This is a genomic window from Lysinibacillus sp. TE18511 (assembly GCF_054062295.1).
Window position 1 is genome coordinate 1 of the sequence record NZ_JBSSFD010000012.1, and the last position, 18,614, is coordinate 18,614.

16 protein-coding genes and 3 pseudogenes are annotated in these 18,614 nt (G+C 34.4%); 3 read left to right on the forward strand and 16 right to left on the reverse strand.

Going from position 1 to position 18,614, the window contains the following annotated elements:
* The 8 genes and pseudogenes from ACVWXS_RS11130 to ACVWXS_RS11165 form a co-directional block, all read right to left on the reverse strand.
* Positions 1-398 (reverse strand): annotated as a pseudogene (locus tag ACVWXS_RS11130) (hypothetical protein); the annotation flags it as partial.
* Positions 399-747: 349 nt separating this feature from the next.
* A complete protein-coding gene (locus ACVWXS_RS11135; RefSeq protein WP_456958241.1) occupies positions 748-1,884 on the reverse strand; it encodes a sensor histidine kinase in 1,137 nt (378 codons plus the stop codon).
* Between the two features lie 11 nt (positions 1,885-1,895).
* Complete coding sequence (locus ACVWXS_RS11140; RefSeq protein WP_456958242.1) at positions 1,896-2,579, reverse strand: response regulator transcription factor; 684 nt, start codon at positions 2,577-2,579, stop codon at positions 1,896-1,898.
* 517 nt (positions 2,580-3,096) lie between these two features.
* Positions 3,097-3,516, reverse strand: coding sequence for a GNAT family N-acetyltransferase (locus ACVWXS_RS11145; protein ID WP_456958324.1), 420 nt, complete (start codon positions 3,514-3,516; stop codon positions 3,097-3,099).
* Positions 3,517-4,577: 1,061 nt separating this feature from the next.
* Positions 4,578-5,528 (reverse strand): ABC transporter ATP-binding protein, encoded by a 951-nt coding sequence (locus ACVWXS_RS11150; RefSeq protein WP_456958243.1) that lies wholly within the window; start codon positions 5,526-5,528, stop codon positions 4,578-4,580.
* A gap of 11 nt (positions 5,529-5,539) precedes the next feature.
* Complete coding sequence (locus ACVWXS_RS11155; protein WP_456958244.1) at positions 5,540-6,751, reverse strand: ABC transporter permease; 1,212 nt, start codon at positions 6,749-6,751, stop codon at positions 5,540-5,542.
* Between the two features lie 12 nt (positions 6,752-6,763).
* Positions 6,764-7,888 carry an ABC transporter gene (locus ACVWXS_RS11160; RefSeq protein ID WP_456958245.1) on the reverse strand — a complete coding sequence of 375 codons (1,125 nt, stop codon included), beginning with the start codon at positions 7,886-7,888 and terminating at the stop codon, positions 6,764-6,766.
* Between the two features lie 371 nt (positions 7,889-8,259).
* The gene (locus ACVWXS_RS11165) at positions 8,260-8,652 is read right to left on the reverse strand and encodes an immunity 22 family protein (RefSeq protein ID WP_456958246.1); all 393 of its coding nucleotides are present in this window, start codon (positions 8,650-8,652) and stop codon (positions 8,260-8,262) included.
* Positions 8,653-8,878: 226 nt separating this feature from the next.
* Between ACVWXS_RS11165 and ACVWXS_RS11170 the strand changes: the two genes are divergently transcribed.
* Complete coding sequence (locus ACVWXS_RS11170) at positions 8,879-9,055, forward strand: hypothetical protein (protein WP_456958247.1); 177 nt, start codon at positions 8,879-8,881, stop codon at positions 9,053-9,055.
* Between the two features lie 66 nt (positions 9,056-9,121).
* Here the strand turns inward: ACVWXS_RS11170 and ACVWXS_RS11175 are convergent, their stop codons facing one another.
* From ACVWXS_RS11175 to ACVWXS_RS11190, 4 genes and pseudogenes are all read right to left on the reverse strand, one after another.
* Positions 9,122-10,402: an MFS transporter gene (locus ACVWXS_RS11175; protein WP_456958325.1), complete on the reverse strand. Its 1,281-nt coding sequence runs from the start codon at positions 10,400-10,402 to the stop codon at positions 9,122-9,124.
* 5 nt (positions 10,403-10,407) lie between these two features.
* Positions 10,408-11,019, reverse strand: coding sequence for a TetR/AcrR family transcriptional regulator (locus ACVWXS_RS11180; RefSeq protein ID WP_456958248.1), 612 nt, complete (start codon positions 11,017-11,019; stop codon positions 10,408-10,410).
* A 197-nt stretch (positions 11,020-11,216) separates the two neighbouring features.
* The gene (locus tag ACVWXS_RS11185) at positions 11,217-12,701 is read right to left on the reverse strand and encodes a DHA2 family efflux MFS transporter permease subunit (RefSeq protein ID WP_456958326.1); all 1,485 of its coding nucleotides are present in this window, start codon (positions 12,699-12,701) and stop codon (positions 11,217-11,219) included.
* 767 nt (positions 12,702-13,468) lie between these two features.
* Positions 13,469-13,648: pseudogene (locus ACVWXS_RS11190) on the reverse strand (ABC transporter); the annotation flags it as partial.
* A gap of 248 nt (positions 13,649-13,896) precedes the next feature.
* Between ACVWXS_RS11190 and ACVWXS_RS11195 the strand changes: the two are divergent.
* A complete protein-coding gene (locus ACVWXS_RS11195) occupies positions 13,897-14,604 on the forward strand; it encodes a DUF421 domain-containing protein (protein WP_427419055.1) in 708 nt (235 codons plus the stop codon).
* Positions 14,605-14,859: 255 nt separating this feature from the next.
* Here ACVWXS_RS11195 and ACVWXS_RS11200 read toward each other — a convergent pair whose 3' ends face one another.
* From ACVWXS_RS11200 to ACVWXS_RS11210, 3 genes and pseudogenes are all read right to left on the reverse strand, one after another.
* On the reverse strand, positions 14,860-15,636 hold the full coding sequence (locus ACVWXS_RS11200; RefSeq protein ID WP_456958249.1) for an alpha/beta fold hydrolase: 777 nt from the start codon (positions 15,634-15,636) through the stop codon (positions 14,860-14,862).
* A 155-nt stretch (positions 15,637-15,791) separates the two neighbouring features.
* Complete coding sequence (locus ACVWXS_RS11205; protein ID WP_427522207.1) at positions 15,792-16,187, reverse strand: VOC family protein; 396 nt, start codon at positions 16,185-16,187, stop codon at positions 15,792-15,794.
* 91 nt (positions 16,188-16,278) lie between these two features.
* Positions 16,279-16,662 (reverse strand): annotated as a pseudogene (locus ACVWXS_RS11210) (DUF4158 domain-containing protein); the annotation flags it as partial.
* Positions 16,663-17,032: 370 nt separating this feature from the next.
* Here ACVWXS_RS11210 and ACVWXS_RS11215 point away from each other — a divergent pair.
* The gene (locus ACVWXS_RS11215) at positions 17,033-17,596 is read left to right on the forward strand and encodes a GNAT family N-acetyltransferase (protein ID WP_456958250.1); all 564 of its coding nucleotides are present in this window, start codon (positions 17,033-17,035) and stop codon (positions 17,594-17,596) included.
* 536 nt (positions 17,597-18,132) lie between these two features.
* On the opposite strand, the gene ACVWXS_RS11220 is transcribed toward ACVWXS_RS11215, so the two are convergent.
* The gene (locus tag ACVWXS_RS11220) at positions 18,133-18,567 is read right to left on the reverse strand and encodes a hypothetical protein (RefSeq protein WP_456958251.1); all 435 of its coding nucleotides are present in this window, start codon (positions 18,565-18,567) and stop codon (positions 18,133-18,135) included.
* Between the last annotated feature and the right edge of the window lie 47 nt (positions 18,568-18,614).

Here is an 18,614-nt window from a genome sequence, read left to right on the forward strand (position 1 = left end):
TCAGTTACATTAGCAGCTTTTGTTAGTTTGCCTTCTTTTTCAAGTTGAGCAATCAATTCGTCTACTGTAATCCCTTTTTCTTTCGCCATTTCTTCCAAGTTAACGGGTTCACTAGAATTTGTGACTTCACTAGTATTGCTGGCCGTATCTGACTCAATCGTGCCTTTAGCTTTCGTAGATTCAGTTACATTAGCAGCTTTTGTTAGTTTGCCTTCTTTTTCAAGTTGAGCAATCAATTCGTCTACTGTAATCCCTTTTTCTTTCGCCATTTCTTCTAAGTTGACAGGTTCACTGGATTTAGTAGTTTCCCACATGTCGTTATTGCTCGCAGCATATGCAGATCCTGCAACAATCGATAATCCTAGCACCAATGTTGTAATTGTTAATTTTTTCTTCATCATAAATTCCTCCTAGAATGTTTTTAGTTACTACCCAAGATTTGTAACAATGTTAACCGTTCTATTTTTTGACATCACTCTTAAAATGTTCATTGTAACCTTAGAGTTGGTTCACCTGTAATTTTTCTATCCCCCTATCTGACTTAGTCATCTATTTTCTTCACAAGAGAAAGTCTGCCATCGTTCGTACCACAGACTTCATCAGCATAGCTTGCAACCTTTCTACTTGATATCACCAGTTTATAATAATTCATGTTAAATCCATGTTAAGAGGAATAGTTTTTATAAATTCACAAAAAAAGGCTTTAAATAAACAGTTTCAACTGCCATTCAAAGCCTTTTCATTTTCTTATTTTATTTTGCCAAGCGTAATTTCGAAACAAGTACCGCCGTTTTCATGATCCGTAACTACGATGCTTCCGTTGTGCTTGTGTATAATACTTTGCACAATAGAAAGTCCTAAGCCTGAACCGCCCATTTCACGAGAGCGTGATTTATCCACTCTATAAAACGGCTCAAATATATTCTTTTTTTCATCATCAGGGATCCCGATTCCCGTATCTTTAATTTCAACGATTACCTGCTTTTTATCCGTTTTATCAGTAATGATTACCATACCACCGACAATATTGTATTTAATACCATTTTCAATAATATTATAAAGCGCTTGATACAGTAAGTCGGTATTACCATAAACAACGCTTTCATCGCAATCCAAATATAATGTAACATCTTTTTCATCAGCAATATGAGAAAGCTCAGAAACAATATCTTCTAAAACATCCTTCAAGCAAATCGTTTCATTCGCAAGTTCATCGTTCATATTTGTCATATCTAAAAGGCTACTAACAAGCTCAGATAATCGCTGTATTTGCTTTTCAAAAACTGAAATCAGCGCATCATATTCTTCTGTAGAATGTATATGTTTCTTTTTAAATACATCCACCTTTGTTTTTAAAACCGCAAGTGGCGTTCGAAGTTCATGAGCCGCATTTGCAGAAAAGCGACTTTGCATCATAAAAGCATCGTTTAGCGTATCCGTCATTTCATTAAAGGACTGCGTTAGCTCAGCTATTTCATCATTGGTTGAGGGAATGTCCATCGTTTCCGATAAATTATGTACAGTCCTATTTTTAATTTGACTATTTAGTGTATCAAGTGGTTTTAACACTTTACCCGATACATAGTATGTCAATACGCCACCACCGACTATAACTATAAGCAGATAAACAATACTATTCATCTTAAAGTCCGTTCTTGCTTGTTGTGATTCTTCTGATGGTGTAGGCATCATGACATCTGGTGGCGTTTGGAGACTGTCCATACTATTGCTACCTTCACCAACCACTTGTGCAGGTAATAAAGCGGCTGCATCAATTCTTGTTGCCATTATACCGGCAGAAAAATTCAAAATTAATGTAAGTCCTATACAACAAATCGTTAATAAAATGATCATCATTACAGTAAGTCGCAGCCGAATTGGCATTTTTTTGAACATCAAGCATCACCATCATTTTTAGTTATAAAATACCCCTCACCAATCTTTGTACGTATTGGATCATAATCTAAAAGAACTTTCATTTTTTTTCGTAATGTGGCGATATGAACGCGAATAGCACCACTAAAGCTATCAGCACTTCCATCCCAAACGTGTTCAATCAACTCTTCTTGACTGACTACTTTTTCTTGATTTAGCAGAAAGTATTCAAGCAATGCGAATTCTTTTTTTGTGAGTATCAGTTCTTTTTCACCCACAAATGCGGTGCGTTTAGATAAATCAATATTTATGTGACCGCAAGATAAAAGGCTATTTTCCTGCACAAATTTTCGCCTTAATAAATTTCTTATTCTTGCTTCCAATTCTGCAAATTCAAATGGTTTAGTTAAATAATCATTCGCACCAATATCTAAGCCTTTAACTTTGTCGTTTACGCTACTTCTTGCACTAAGGATTAAGACTTTTAATTCGTTATTTTCTTCTCGTATCTTTTCTAAAACCTTTAATCCGTCCATTTTCGGAAGATTTAAGTCAAGGATTATTAAGTCATAGTTTTCAACGTACGCCAGTTCATAAGCATCTTCTCCATTACTACATGTATCAACTGCATACCCTTCCATTCTAAGTCCCTCAGCGATAGCTTCCTGTAAATCTATCTCATCTTCAACAACAAGAATTCTCATATCGTCATCACCTCATTTTCATTATTTTAAATAGGTGCGTGTTAAATCTATGTTAAGCAATTATTATCAAATAATAATTTATTTCTGTAAAGGAATTCAATCATTGTAACTAGTTTAAGCTTACAAATGATCCGATGTTCCTTTATATATTTAAAAGGCTCTGATTTTCGCTACGGGCTACTCGCTTTCCTGCGGGCGAGCGTCGAGCCGCTTCCTCCGCTCCGCTTCGTGCAGGGTCTCGTCTGTCTCGCTTTCCCGCGGGAGTCGAGTAGCCCTACGCTACAATCAGTTAAGATGGTCATATATTAGCAAAATAGCAACAAAAAAATCCTTTTATCTCTCAATAATAAACTTATTTTTTCCTAATCAACACGACTGCCTTTGATTACTAATTGTCGTTTAACTATGGAGGCAGGATTAAGGATAATTATATGTAAATCCTAAAATGACAAAGACACCAAAGCAGAATCCTTGGTGTCTTTTATCGTTATTTTTTCGTTGCTAAATGAGCTGTTACTCATCGCTTTTTATTTGATATTCCCGACTGCATTTCGTAATTTCTTACGAGCATTCCGTTTGATTTTATCATGCCAAAATTCTCGTAATAAGGAATTAAGTCATCATCACAACACAAATCAATCATATATATATCATCAAGTTCTTTTAATATTTGTTTTACTAATTCCTTGCCAATACCTTTCTTTTTATACGCTGGCAACACTTCAAGGAACGGAATGTAGGCAGATAGAACGCCATCGCTAATTGCTGTTATAAACCCAACTACTTGATTCGTGTGATCATCTATAGCAATAATCACTTTACTACTGTTTTTTAACAACTTTAAATGCGTTTGTGGATTTGGTGGATTTGGCCAATCAACAAAAAAGCCATTCAACATATCAGAAGAAATTCCATCCATAGATTTTTTATAAATCATCATATATCAACTCCTAAATTATTTAATAATTTTTTAAGGAGATGATCGATCAATTATAAAGTAACATCATTGCTACCTCCAAACATTTCCTGGGATACTATAAAATATTCTACTCAAATGCTAAAAATCCTTCTTTTTGTTTAATAAAATACTAGTATGATTAACCATTGCTTCACGAGATGAAAAGAATGAAACTGCAAACATCACCACAAAGTAAATTGACGCTGTGATTTATGATAAATTCTAAGCACAAAATCATTTTTTGAAATAGACTTCAACTGATAATGAAAGTATTGCAAATAACGGGAAAATTAAAAACAAATATTTTAAATCATCACTTTTCAATATCCACACGTTAAGACACGCTATCAACACTAAACCGATGCTATTGAATAGGATAAAGTATAGTATTTTGTTTTTTAACCTATTCATTAAATAAAGATCAATAGGTGCTACAACGATTATTGTAAATAAATAGAGACCTAAAAAAATCAATGCAGATATCATGAGATTTTCAAACATTGTGAACCCAATTAATTCCGATTCCGGCTTCTCTTCAATGAATTGAATAATGAATGTAGTAACTAACGCCACTATCAAGGGTGAAAACAAGAATGGAAACATGTTATTGTATTTTCTTTTCATTTAGTTACCTCGAATAATTATTATAAACAAGCCCTTGCTAGAAATTTGTTTATGCAAATAATTATAGGGTATATGGAAATGTTTTCAATATTTCCATACCGATTCCGTTTGCTTTTGCCGTTTCAGCCAAACTTAAACAGATGCATTTGCTTTAGCACCAGCTTCACTAACGGAGAAAAGCCAGTTTGAATAATTACAACTTAAACTGGAATGTACAAGTGAGTGAATTTGAAAACCTAATCCCTGTAGTTTTGTTTGAACCACCTTGAAGTATATGGACAAGGATCTACAGATTTCAATTTCAAATATCCCTACTTTTATGTCTCGAAGTAAAGAATGTCCTAACTATATTGTCCAAATACAAGGGCATAAAAGTTAGGACTTTCCTTTTTAAAATCCCTCTATTAAGCTGATTTTTAGTCCTCATAATTAAAGTGGTTGTTCTGGCTGTCTCCAATGCTATCTTCATGATAATACATTGAATACAAATCATTTAATGTAACTTTCCCAAATGCAAAATCCACCACATTTCTCTCAACTAAAAAAGATGTAAGCGAACTTAATAAACTTGCTTCAGAACTTGGTAAATGAATGAGTGACATTCCATTTGTAAGTGTTTGAAGTTCTAGATTTGGAAATAGCTCGCGAAGTTGTTTTTTAGTATGATCTTCCATGTTTTTTACTCGAATAGTTTTAATATGCGCCTGACTAAAACCTTCTATTACTTGATTGGTATTAACTAGCTTTCCTTTATTAAATAAGAAAATTCGGTCTGCATATTTCTCTAAATTATCAAGTAAATGGGAGGCAATAATAATAATCTTACCTTCCGCCTTTTTCTTTACTAATATTTTCGAAATGATTTCTACATTATTTGGATCAAGTCCGTTCATTACTTCGTCCATCATCATAATTTCCGTATTTGTGACAATTTGCATTGCAAAGCATAGACGTTGTCGCATACCAAGGGAATACGTGCCGGTTTTTTTATTCACATAATGCCCCATGTTTAATGCTTCGATTGTTTCATCAATCAGTTTTAAATCGGATTGCCACATGGTTGCGAACATTTTTAAATGCTCGCGCCCACTTAAGTGATTATACAAGTCACTTTGGTCTGGCATCATCGACACGAATTGATGAATTTTTACTTCATTTGATTTATTCGAGTAACTTAGACCTTCTTTAAATACTACTTTTCCTTTCGTAGGTTTCACATAATTCATTAACACATTCATTAATGTGGATTTTCCCGTTCCATTTGGTGCAACAAGCCCGATCATTTCTCCTTGCTCAAATGTCATTGAAATATCATTTAACACTTTATTTTCCCCAAATTGCACGGTTATATTTTGAACTTCAAGCATCTTTACGCCTCCTATTTAATTAGCTTAAATCGCCTATTCAATGCAATCAGTATCATTAAAAAAATGACAACCCCTGCTAGTCCAAGTAACAGCTGTAATCCTAAAGTAAAATCTAACTGATTGTTCATATAATAAAAATTTCGCCTTTTTGAAATAATTTGTCCGACTTGAATGTAAGAAGTCGGATAGTTTTGAACGTCCCAAAAATAGCCGACGTAACGGCTGGAATAAAAATTCTCGCCGAAAATAAGGAACAAGCCAACAGCGAAATTGACCATCTCACTGCGGAAAATAATACTGCATAATAGCACAACGTTGATCATGACGATAAACCAGGTAAAAAGTAAAATGAAGGATTGTCCTAAAAACGTACCTAATGTCATCATTTCAAATTTACCGTCCACACGCCAATCGAGATGAGCTGCATACACAGGAGATGGTAAATTGAAATTCCCAAAACCGGATTGTAATCCTATGATAAAGATGCCAACTATAAGCGGTACAAATAATACCACGCTACCTAGTAGTGCAACGAACATTTTCACAAGTAGCTTTTTCCAATCACTAATTGGAAAACCCTTTAAAATAGATGGATGACGTTGATCTTTTTTTACAATATCAATTGATAAAAGAAGTACACAGACAATTAAAATAATTGGAAGTACACTCTTTAATAGACGTTCGAACGTTTGAAGCGCTGTACGTTGTTCAAAAATTTCCAATGATAACTCATAATCTGCTTTCGAATAAGAATCATAACGGACAGCCTGCTCTAAATAGGCGTAAAAGGCATCATCTTCTGCATACTTGTTATTTTTTATAAAATACTTTGAGTTATATGAAAATGCCTCATTTCTATATGTAATCGAATTCGTAAAGAAGTACCAATCGCTAGTTAAATCTGCATATTTTTTAAAATTGCCCTCATCTAATGCATCTAATCTTCCTTTATCTATAGGGTTAATTTCCTTAAATATTTCAATAGCGTAAATAACGGAAGGATGTACATTATGTAAATCTTGTCCTTCCATATGATCTAAAAATTCCTGACGTGTTAAATAGCGCGCCTCAATTTCATCATAGTCAACACTTTCAATTGGATTGTAAGTTGGCGCTATTTTAAATACATAAAAAAGGGTTGCAAAAGCAAGCAAAAAATAGATGGCTACGTTTTTCTTATTCGTAAAAAACTGCTTGAATTCAAATTTAAAATAACTCCACATGCTTAATACCCCCTATGCCCTATTGATTTTTCCTGTTGAGAAAAATGTTTTAATCACGAATAACATTAAAATAATACTTATACATATGATGATTAAGCCTAAATTCATCGTAATATCTACAGGCTTCGCTAAATCTACTGGTACGCCTAGTAAAATATCATTGAAGTTCATGAAATTAAAAGGATTATAGGGTAATAAACTAATAAGAGATGGAAAAATCATCGGTAAAAAGAATAAAATAAAGTGTACAAATAAAGTTAAATACATATTTTTCAGTAACACATTTAAAATAATCGACAATAGCGTTACAAAAATTGAAATTAATATCATATAACCAACGCTCATTGCAATATATTGAATTGTAGATATTAATGTGGCATTTCCTATATAGATCCCTACAGGCTCTAATGGGTTACCAAGTCCATTTAATAACCACAATGGAATCGCGCAAATAAAAATGAGCAAAATGCTTATAACTATAGATAAAAAAGTAATAATGCATTTAGATAAAATATAGTGATCAAATCGGACAGGAAAGCCCTTAATTATACTAGAATGCTCAAAGTCATCAAGCAAAATAGAACTTGTATGGAAGCTTATAAATATGTACCAGCCTGCTCCAACGTGTAAAAAGAAAAATAATAAAAACGGCATGTACTGAAATAAATCGGATATTGTATCCTTTCCCTCATCAACCATCCTCTTAAAATAAAGATAGTCCATAGAATTTTGCAATTTAGAAGGTAATAATTCTGCAACATTTTCATATCCTTCTAATTCGAATGCCTCTTGTCTTAATTCTGCGAGTTTAAGTGAAGTCTCATAATACATAGATTGTTTGTCCATCGTTAATGCTGCTATTTGTAAAGCAATAGTGCTTTTTTGTTTAACTAAATTTTTATATAAGTCGCTTCCGTCACCTGTTTCTGAAGCATCTTTAATTTGAAACTTTGATAGTATAGCTTGTGCTGAATAAAAATCACCCTTTTTCTCGACAAGTTGATTACCAACAGCTTGTGCTTTTATATAAAACATAAAACCAAAAACGATCATAACAACAGCTAGTAATGCGACTAAATTTTTCCGATTCGCTCGCTCAATAACTAGACCTACTTTTAATGCTCTTAACACTGTCATCCTCCTCACTTATCAATGAAAGCATTTACAGTTCTATGATAAGATATTATGAATATTTTTACAATTCTTACATTTCGGTTATTTCGACATAAAGTTTTTATATATCGAAGGAAAAGATATTCATTTGGAGTGGTCTCAATGACCTTTTTAACCACCTGTTTTGCGAGGAAATCTCACAAGTTTGTGGAACAAGAAAAAATCCTGCATATATCAACACAGGATTTTTAATCAAACTTTTTTATAAATGTCGCGTATCTCTTGCCATTTGAGCAGAAGGATATTCCCCAGCAACGCAGAAGCAGCCTCATTTCTTGAGCAGAAACACCATCTATTACCAAGGAATTTCCTCCTCTTTTAACACACTTACTGCACTAAAAGTCGGTATCGAATAATCCGATATAATGCAGTCCGTTATAAAGCTTGTTAACATCAGTAATTTCTATTTCCGGATCGAAATAATAAAACATTGTGTTTACTTTTTCTAATCCTTTGTGAATACAAATTTTTTTTATTTCAACCATCTTCTCATCCTCTACTGAGAGTTCCTCAATAAATTCATCCACATCTGTTAATTTATCTTGCCAGTAGACACCAATCCAATCCTCGTCATAGAATTTTTCATTAATATCCTTACAAAATTCACATATTTTATATTTAGGATCATCAATATCCATGTCTGGATCACTATAATCGATTTCAAAATATTCATTAAAAGTATCGTTATCTACGTTGCTAATTCCCATCCAAACATGAACCTTACTCATTATCTCCATTATTATTTGCAACTCACTTTCATTTGATTTATTATTCTGGCTTCCCTGTTGGAATTCGCTCCACATAAAGCCTGAAACAGTTTTCTATGAAAATTACTATATTGCTCCTAGTACATTCTTTCGTCATTATTTGGCTCTTCACCAAAAGTTGTGGATGACATTTGTTAAGATAAATGCTTTGTGTATAAGTTGATTGAAGTGAAGGCTGGGCGACTCCTTGGAGATCAGCGTTAGAGGAACGAAGGCTAAAACCATCACGTCCTGTGATAACGCCTTCGTGACCAACATCCTGTTGCCCCGAGACCCTGCAGCGAGCATCGCGAGTGAAGCGGCTCATCGGACGCCCACAGGAAAGCGCCCAGTCGGAACGGAAATCAACCACACGTTATGGTGATGAGCTTATTATTTTCCCTAGAAAACAAAAAACTTTTTTGTTTTCTGATGAGGATATCCTTTAATACTAAACAGGTACTTTACTTTCATTTTCCTCACTTACTTTAGAGTCTAGTGTTTTTGTTATTATGTAGAACAAAAATGTACCCGTTAATCCTAGTACAAGAAGCAATCCTCCCATATATACTGGAGGAATCCACTCCCCAACGATGATCAGCAGCGAAGAAACAACTATTGCGCCATAGATCGTCATACTATTAAAAGCCATATAGGTGCTACGAGCGTTTGGTGGTGCAATTTCCCCTATCATCGCTTGTTTAATAGGAACATACATCAGTTCACCAATTGTTCCAATAAACATAGCAATAAAAAGAATCAACACGCTATTTGTAAAGGCAAAAACACTAAAACAGATCGAAAAAATCAACATCCCTGTAACTAAAGTCCAACGATCACTCCACTTTTTAAATACGAATAATACGACACCGGATAGGAGGACTACAAGAATTGTATTCTCCGTTCGAAGAAAACCTAGCATCTTTGTGCCATCAAGTATGAAATCTATTCCAAACAATGAAGCAGACTGATGAGGTATATCTTTTTCGAGACGAATCCCAATATAGTTAGTTAATGACTGTTCCAAAGAAAAAATAAAAATTGCTCCCAAAATATAAAACATAAACAGCTTATCTTTTAAAACGGTAGAAAAGTTTTTAAACATCGCTTTTAATGCAAATTTTTGTGTTTGATTTGAAGTCTTAGAAGAAGGTTCGGGTGTGTAGGTTTCCGTAATGAAAAATAAGGTTATTAATACAGATAATAAAGAGATGAGTGATATCCCAATAAATAATTCGAATAAGTAATTTTTGAAAAGAAATGCGCCAATAATTCCTCCAATAGCAGTTGCTAAATTCCCTAACCAATAGCTAATTGTAAATATAACCTTACGCGATTCGGAATTAGTAATATCAATAATCATAGCCTGTGCTGCTGGTTGAAACATTCCACCCCAGAACATATTGATGGTAAAAAATGCTGCAGATAAATATGGTACGTCAAACCAAGGGGAATTACAAAGTGCTATAAACAGATATGAAAGCAATAGACCCAGTTCAGAATAAATCATTATTTTTTTTCGACCTATTCTGTCTGAGACATGACCGCCGATTAACCCACCAATGACCCCACTCATAACAATGATGATAAGAATAATACCTGTTTTAGTGGCGCCGATTTTTTGAGAAAAATAGATTGCTAGAAACGGTATAACAGCCATCGAAATAAGGCTGCCTAGAAATTGCATGGCTAGACGAAGTTTGACATTTGGATGGATATCTCTCCATTTCATATTAATCACCCCTTATTCGTGATAGGACCAAATAATCTCAGCGCTTGTCTCGTTATTTCCTTCCACATCATACTTGTATATTCATCTACAAACGTTAAACGCATCCCATTTAAGATGGATAAGTATGATTTAGCAATTAATGACGTTGGTTCTTCATAAAAGTAACCAAGCCTTTGCCCGGCTTCAATAACTGGATGAATACTGACGATAAACCCATTGACGAAATCGTTAAGTTCATTAAAAAGTTTTGGAAATCGATCAGGTCTCGCAAGAACCTGCTGAATTATACGAAGGTATTCATTTCTCATTGAAAACAGTTGTACATGGCAATCGATCATTTCCTTCACGACTTCAAGAGGCTCACCTTTAAAGTGGTTTTCTATCTCGATAAAATAGGTTTTGATTTCCTCCAATGGCTCTAGAAACACTGATTCATAAAGAGCTTCTTTTGAATCAAAGTACGTAAATACAGTACCAAAACTAACGCCTGCCTCTTTCGCTATTTCGGCAACTTTTGTCTCTGCAAAACCATTCTCGCTATATAATTTGATTGCGGCGTTTAGAATAGTAGATCTTTTTATTTTCTTTTTTTCATCAATAGTAAGTTTAGGTTCCATTTAGAAACTCCTTTCAGAAAATGATTGATGAATCAATCAAATTGTATTGTAATTTGTTTCCATTGTCAATTTAATTTTCAGACTTATTTTTATATTTTTACAGTTCGATAAATCATGAAAGAATTAGTCTGCGGACAATTTCAAACAAATAAAAACGGGTGTTGCTTGAGGTAAGCATCACCCGTTTTCTAGCTTAATTATTGCTCATTAACAGTTTCTAAATGTTCCCCATCCGTCTTAACTTCGTGAGGAGGTGTAACTCTTTTAATAAAGAATGCAAGGATAAGGGCGATCACCGCAATTAATGTTGAAATGAAAAAGGTAAAATTAATACCATGTAACATCGCTTCATTCATGATGTGTTGTTGCATTTCAGCTGCAGCCTGTGCAGATGGTTGAACTGCGTTTGCACTCATGTTTGCCATTGCGTCAGCAGCTAGTTCCTCTGCTTTTGCAGTCGTTTGATGGTTCATTACGGTAATCAACACCGCGGAACCAATTGCACCTGATACTTGCTGTAGTGTATTATTCATAGCTGTTCCGTGTGGATTATTATGCGCTGGCAATTGATTCAAACCATTTGTCATGACTGGCATCATGACCATTGACATCCCAAACATACGTAGAGTATACAGTAAAACAAGGGTAGAATATGCTGTATTCATACTAATTTTGCTAAAGTAATAAGTTGTCACAATGGTAATAGTCAATCCGATCACTGCCAAACTTCTTGCTCCATACTTATCAAAGAGTTTCCCTGTAATTGGCGACATAATCCCCATGACAATAGCTCCAGGAAGCATTAGTAGTCCGGAATCCATTGGTGAAATCCCACGAATTGTTTGTACATAAATGGGCATCAAGATCATGGCTGAAAACATCGCGACAGCAATTACAATTGAAATGGCCGATGATAAGGCGAACATTGGATATTTAAAGATGCGAAACTCAAGCATAGGCTCATCCAATCGAAGTTGACGAAGTGTAAAGGTAATTAAAGCAAGTGTACCAATAATAATCGTGCCGTAAACAAGTGGACTATCCCATCCTTTTTCCCCCGCGGAACTAAAGCCATAAAGCAAGCCACCAAATCCAATGCTAGATAAAACAAGAGAAAAGACATCAAGCTTAATAGCACGTTGTGGTGTTACATCTTTTAATTTAAAGGCTGCAAAAATTAAGGTTACAATGGCAATTGGCAGAACAAGATCAAATAACATTCTCCAATTGTAATGTTCAATCAACCATCCTGAAAGAGTCGGACCAATCGCTGGAGCTGTAATCATAACAAGTCCAAACATCCCCATCGCTGCCCCTCTTTTTTCGACTGGAAAAGCGGTAAGCATGACGTTCATTAATAACGGCATCATAATCGCCGATCCTGCAGCTTGAATCATTCGAGCCCCTAATAACACACCGAACGAAGGTGCGATACTAGCTAAGAACGTTCCTAAAGTAAACAATGACATAGCTGTTATAAATAACTTTTTATCAGAAAAGCGCTGAATAAAGAACGCACTCGCGGGTATCAAAATACCGTTAATAAGCATATAGCCCGTAGAAAGCCACTGCACTGCCGTGGCTTTCACTTCGAATTCTTCCATAATAGACGGAAGGGCAATGTTTAGTAATGTTTCATTTAAAATAGCAACAAAGGCACCAATAAATAAAATGGCAATCATGCCGTATGGCGCTTTTTTCTCTAAAGAATGGGTTTTCTCCGACAATAAAATCAGTCCTACTTTCTATCTCATTTCTATGTTTTTCATCACAATTACTTCTTTATGAAGTCTCTCTAATTTGTTATCTCCATCCAACGTCCTTCAGAATTCTGGATACAAACTACTTAGGTCCTCCAATCTGTTTGCTGTTTTCTCTTGCTGAATTTTCAAATTCATAACAACCACTCCTTAAAAAAATAAATATAAGAGTTGACGAAAGGATAGATTTCATTATATAATTATAATAGGGATATCACGCCGAATTCCATTTATACAATGTCTATCTATATAAATTTAACACAAAAGATCATTTGTTTCAATGTGTTGTACATTATTTTTTTGATTGTGGATTCTTTCAATTTCTATACATCTAACACCAAGTCGGTTCCTTTTCGTACAGGAATTCGACTTTTTTTAAATATTTTCTTAGTGCGTTTCTTAGTTTGATCTATTTGGTTTCTAACCTTCTTCAATCCATTTTAGATTTGGAGCTTATATGATACTGCCCCTCATTACTTTGTTTTGTTCCCTTCTCTCAGCTTTGACAAAGTCCTTTCATCAACTCTTCATGAAATTGCAGAGGATTATTATACGGGTAAGGTAAAGCTATAGCGAAGATTGTTTTTATGTGAAAGTTGTCTTTATTATATGTTGACCTGGGAAACATTCACGAGAACTCATTTGCCAGTGATCATTGCAAATGAGTTCTCTGACATCTAGCTCTATGTTTATTTATTTCCCTCAAGGAATTGGCAAATCGCCATCATTTCTTGTTTATTCACCTCACGAATACGATTGAAAATTGGGATATCTGCAACAGACTCAAGATTTAAGCTTTCAGTCACAACATCACTTACTTTACTAGTTAGCCATGATCGCACTAATATGCCATCGACGATTTCATTAATGTATTTTGTTGTGTTTTTTCAAATAAACAGGCTCATACTAATTGTAGTCGTGAATCCTTGTATTTAATAGTTCTTATTCGTTTGTTGAAGAAAGAAAATACGAACACATCATTATTCAAATAAATAGTAAACGAATGACTATGTTAGCTTTGTCACAAAGGATTCGCCGTGTAGGACACAAACACATAATAATAGTGTTAAAGGAGACAATTAAGAGAAAATCATAAAGAGAAAAAGGACGTGTCAGAGTGGATTTCTTAAATGGACAAGAATCACTTACAGCAATTCAATGGATTCTAAGAGCGATTATTGCTTTTTTCTTTTTACTCTTTGCGACAAAAATTATGGGGCAACGTTCTATTTCCCAGCTGAGATTACTCGATTTTGCTATGGCAATTTCTTTAGGTAATATCATTGCCCATCCCTTATCTGATGAAGGATTAGGGATGAAGGGGTCCATGATTTCGATGTCAGTTTTAGTTATTTTATATACAGCTGGTGTATTATTGAGCCTGAAATGGGCCTCGTTTCGACATTTTATAGATCCCCTTCCGATTCCACTTATAAAAAACGGGCAGATTGTTTCCGCAAACTTACGAAAGGCAAGAATATCCGTTGATTTTCTTTTATCAGAGTTAAGAAAAGAAAAGATAGAAGATGTTCAAAAAATTGCTCTTGCTTTATGGGAACCAGATGGATCTATTTCAAGTTTTTTATACCCGCAACAACAACCACCAACACGAGCAGATCTGAACATGGTACCAGAACCTTTTTCTCTCCCATTTAACCTCATAAAAGAAGGAAAAATTGATTACGATGAGTTAAATAAAACAAAATTTACTGAGGATTGGTTAAAAAATAAACTTACGTCAACCTATAACGTAGACATTAGAGATGTCATATTAGCGACAATCGACAAAAATGATAACTTGCAAGTTTTTCTATACAAATCATGAAGTGACCTTAAAAATTAGACCGGGATAAGGCAGCTAGTGAGGATTGGGTTCGGTATTGTAATAGACTGAGTCCAATTTATTTTTCCTTCAAATGGTTTTTTACCAGTACTCCAGTTTGGCCAATAGAAAAGCACCTATAATTGTTAGATTGTTCCGACAATTGTAAGTGCAGTTCAATAGCCATTTTACTTTTTCCTTTTTGTACAAGTCCCTAATCCATATATCCCATTTCATTGATATCCATAAAAAAGGTACTTATTTATCGTAATGATGCTGAATAAACTCATCAATCTTTTCGTTTAATTTAACAGCTGATTTTGTAGGGATTTGGTGTTCTTCATTTTCTAAAAACGCTAATACACTATGAGGTAGCTTTTCATTTAATATGTGGGCATATTGATAGAATGCTTTGTCTTTCGTACCAAAGACAAGCAATACTGGCGAATCAATATCTTGAAGTCGATTTGTACAATTGTAGTGTAGGCTATAGCGGAAATACTGCTGGATATTCCGTACATCTCCATAGGATGCATCTTTATACAATTTACTAAAGACTTGTCGTGTCTTGGAGTTCCCCCATGAAATCGCAAGTGTAAGGACAGAAATGGCTTTTTTATTAGCTAGTTTGGCTGCTAATGAAATTCGCTGCTTTAAATAAAAACCCTTCACTTCAGACATCCCGCTAATTACGATACCGCCTAAAGCTCTACTGGGATATGATAATAAAAACTCTAATAAAATCGAGCCACCAGTTGAATAGCCACTAATAAACGCTTTCTCTATCTCTAAATAATCCAATAAATTTACAATATCATTGACAATAAGTGGGTATGTAATTGCTTGTTTGGAATACACACTTCTTCCATGACCTCTAATATCAAAGGTGATCACTTTATATTTTTTAGATAATTGTTCTACTTGATAAATAAAATTGGTGCTGGTCAGTAATGGAGGATGAATAAAGACAATTGGTGTCCCCTCCCCCTTTACTTGATAGAATAAGCTACTACCTTCTACATCTAGCATTGGCACGACTAATCACCCCAGACAACAAATACTTTTAGAATGCTGATTGGTAGTATGTATTTTAAAGAACAATACTATGCGTTTTGCTATGTTAATTTGGGTTTTCAGTCCTGAATTCTTGAACTACTCCCACTTATAGAGGTGGGAGTAGTTCAAAGAGTCTATTTTGCATTTACATCAGGTTGATGAATGCCAAAAATATTGCCTTCGGTATCAAGATAGTATCCTTGCCACGCCATTCCAGGTAGTGCATACTTTGGCATTGCGACCGTGCCGCCATTCTCGAGAATTTTAGCTTCCGTACTATCGTAATTTTCTACTCCCATTGTACAAGCAAATCCATTCAAAGCTTGATTTGTTTCTGGAGGAGCACTTTGACGTTGCATTAAAGCACCATTGATTCCAAGTTCATCGTCATTACCAGTCACTGCCCCAAAGTAAGGCATTCCGGCATAATCACTCCAATCTTGAAAGGTCCATCCGAAAACCTCTCCATAAAATGCTTTTGCGCGTTCCATGTCACTTACATGAATTTCAAAATGAACTAATCTTCCCATAATTTCCTCCTAAATATCCGATTACATTGACTATAAATTATTTTAAGGAGAAAAGGAAAGAAATAACTTGCGAAAGAAGAAAAATACTTCAAATTGGATGGAGTATTCTATCTAACTTTTCTTGTTGTGAAGAAGTCAAAGAGGATGTTAGTACTTTAGAAATCTTTTCTTCTGTACGCTTACGTACTTCCCATACAGCTCGTTCTATTTTTGGTATTGCAGGTAAAATAATTTTCTCTTTTCGTAGTTTTTGTAATGCAGTTTGAATCAGATACATTGTATTTCCATTTTCTAATGCATATGGTTGTAGAAATTTAGAAACCCTTCGATAATCACGATTAGTAAAGTTACGATATCCATATTCTTTACGTATTTCTTCTAAGTGCTCTCACCTAGTAGGTTCTCGTTTCGCATATGCTTCATAGACCGTGTAGCCTACACCAATTTGTTTAGCGACAAACTTTAAGAGTCTTTCACCACCAAAAACCTTGTTGAATTTAAAATAAGGAACTTTGTTTTTGGATATGAGCTTTGGTACTGAATATGGATGGGTTTTTTCACGTTTTTGTTAAAGAACCAAAAAAAATACTATAAACGGTCGTTTTTGGAACGATTTTTTAGCTACCCCTTAAATGTTTACTACTTTCATTAGCCTCGATGAAATGATTGAAAATTCTTGTAATGTTATATATACTTTTATTATCTAGAAAAAAGGGAGATAAGCCTATGTTAACGAGCATTGCAGTAGATGTTTTAAAAAAACTAAAGGAACAAAAAAACGTCGCAAGGGTACAGTAAAATAACCCTTACTGCATACCCCTGCGTATTAATTGGGGGATATTAATTTGATTAAGCAATATAGTAAAAGATTTTTAACAGGTAATAAAGTCACTCTACGAAAAATAACTAAAGAGGATTACGGAAACTACTATAACATTGAAGATGTAATGGAGAGCCGGTTATTAATGAATGATGGAATACCATTTCCTCCTACTGAGAGTGACCATGAAAAATTTCTTAATGAAATAAGTTCTGATAAAGAGGATTACATGTTTGGTATTGAACTTAAAGATGAAAAAATCTTTATTGGGACAATAGCTGTTTACTTAGTGAACTGGAAAAATGGTACTTGTCACGTTGGCGTTTCAATAGGTCCTGAATATCAAGGGAAAGGTTATGGAACTGATTCAATGCAAATATTGGTTGACTTTATTTTCAATTATATGAATGTAAATAAAGTCAAACTCCAAGTGTTTAGTTACAACAAAAGAGCTATCACTTCTTATGAAAAATGCGGATTTTCCGTAGAAGGGACTTTAAAAGAAGAATTATTTAGGTTCGGTAGTTACCATGACATTTATATTATGGGGTTACTTAGAAAAGATTGGGAAAACGAAAAGCTTAAATGATACTTTAAAAGGCAGACCAGTAATATGGTCTGCCTTTTATATGTTTTATCGAACGAACACTTTATTAAAACAAGATAAGGAACTCCTAATTATCTTCTTCGATACGATAGAATTGCTTGTTCCACAACTTGTGTTTTTAGAAATCAAGCTCGATTGTACCTTAGCGTACGAAATTCGCGTTTTGTTGGTGCTACCCCTTAAAAAGCTAAGTTTATGAGCTAAAGCATAAGGATTTAGTTCATCCTCTCGTAACTTTTTGAACAAGGACGAGAACAAACTCAATTCCCATTGTGGAGATATAAGGGGCTGTCTTAAAAGTATATATAGAAAGGTCAAAGAAATTCTATCATGTTATTTTTTGATATAAAGGTAAAAATCCGCGTAGTCTCCTGCGGGAAAAGCAAGAGCACGAGACCCAGCAGGGAGAGTTAGCGACTAATGCGGCTCGTGCCTTGCCCGCGGAAAGCGAAGCGGATTTTTACCATTTACAATGATGCTAGAATTCTTAAGAAGGACTTTTTAGACAACCTCTGTATTTATTTTACTTGAACGTCAAAAACAAAAGTTTCTTTGCCCTTATTCCAAATTGTTTTAAGCTCATATATATAATATCCCTCTTCTGATGGCATGTTTATTGTATAATCTTTCATTTCAACAATTTCATCTGTACCATCTTCATTCAGTCTAATAACTGTTATGGAGGAAGGATTTTTTTCAATTTCAAATGTTAAAGTATCTCCTGTGTCAACTTCTAATGTTTCGAATAGATCTGCTAGGTCATGTATATCGGGAGAACTTTTTGTATTAATTTCAACGTTGTCTTCTTTCCATTGGTAATCACCCGCCACCATCGTATAGGATGTATTATCTAAAACAACTTTGCCTTCTGGTTGTTTAACAATATCAGATGAAAATACATTGCAGCCAGTCAAAATAATAGCCATGACAATGGATAAAATGATTGTCTTCAATTCAACATTCTCCTTTATAAAGACTATATCGAAAAGCTCTCAATTTG

Coding starts and splice junctions, on each gene's coding strand:
- ACVWXS_RS11205 (WP_427522207.1), bottom strand. CDS start 16,187: ATGGGAAGATTAGTTCATTTTGAAATTCATGTAAGTGACATGGAACGC.
- ACVWXS_RS11165 (WP_456958246.1), bottom strand. CDS start 8,652: ATGAGTAAGGTTCATGTTTGGATGGGAATTAGCAACGTAGATAACGAT.
- ACVWXS_RS11140 (WP_456958242.1), bottom strand. CDS start 2,579: ATGAGAATTCTTGTTGTTGAAGATGAGATAGATTTACAGGAAGCTATC.
- ACVWXS_RS11175 (WP_456958325.1), bottom strand. CDS start 10,402: ATGAAATGGAGAGATATCCATCCAAATGTCAAACTTCGTCTAGCCATG.
- ACVWXS_RS11180 (WP_456958248.1), bottom strand. CDS start 11,019: ATGGAACCTAAACTTACTATTGATGAAAAAAAGAAAATAAAAAGATCT.
- ACVWXS_RS11185 (WP_456958326.1), bottom strand. CDS start 12,701: ATGATTGCCATTTTATTTATTGGTGCCTTTGTTGCTATTTTAAATGAA.
- ACVWXS_RS11150 (WP_456958243.1), bottom strand. CDS start 5,528: ATGCTTGAAGTTCAAAATATAACCGTGCAATTTGGGGAAAATAAAGTG.
- ACVWXS_RS11135 (WP_456958241.1), bottom strand. CDS start 1,884: ATGCCAATTCGGCTGCGACTTACTGTAATGATGATCATTTTATTAACG.
- ACVWXS_RS11145 (WP_456958324.1), bottom strand. CDS start 3,516: ATGATTTATAAAAAATCTATGGATGGAATTTCTTCTGATATGTTGAAT.
- ACVWXS_RS11160 (WP_456958245.1), bottom strand. CDS start 7,888: ATGACAGTGTTAAGAGCATTAAAAGTAGGTCTAGTTATTGAGCGAGCG.
- ACVWXS_RS11155 (WP_456958244.1), bottom strand. CDS start 6,751: ATGTGGAGTTATTTTAAATTTGAATTCAAGCAGTTTTTTACGAATAAG.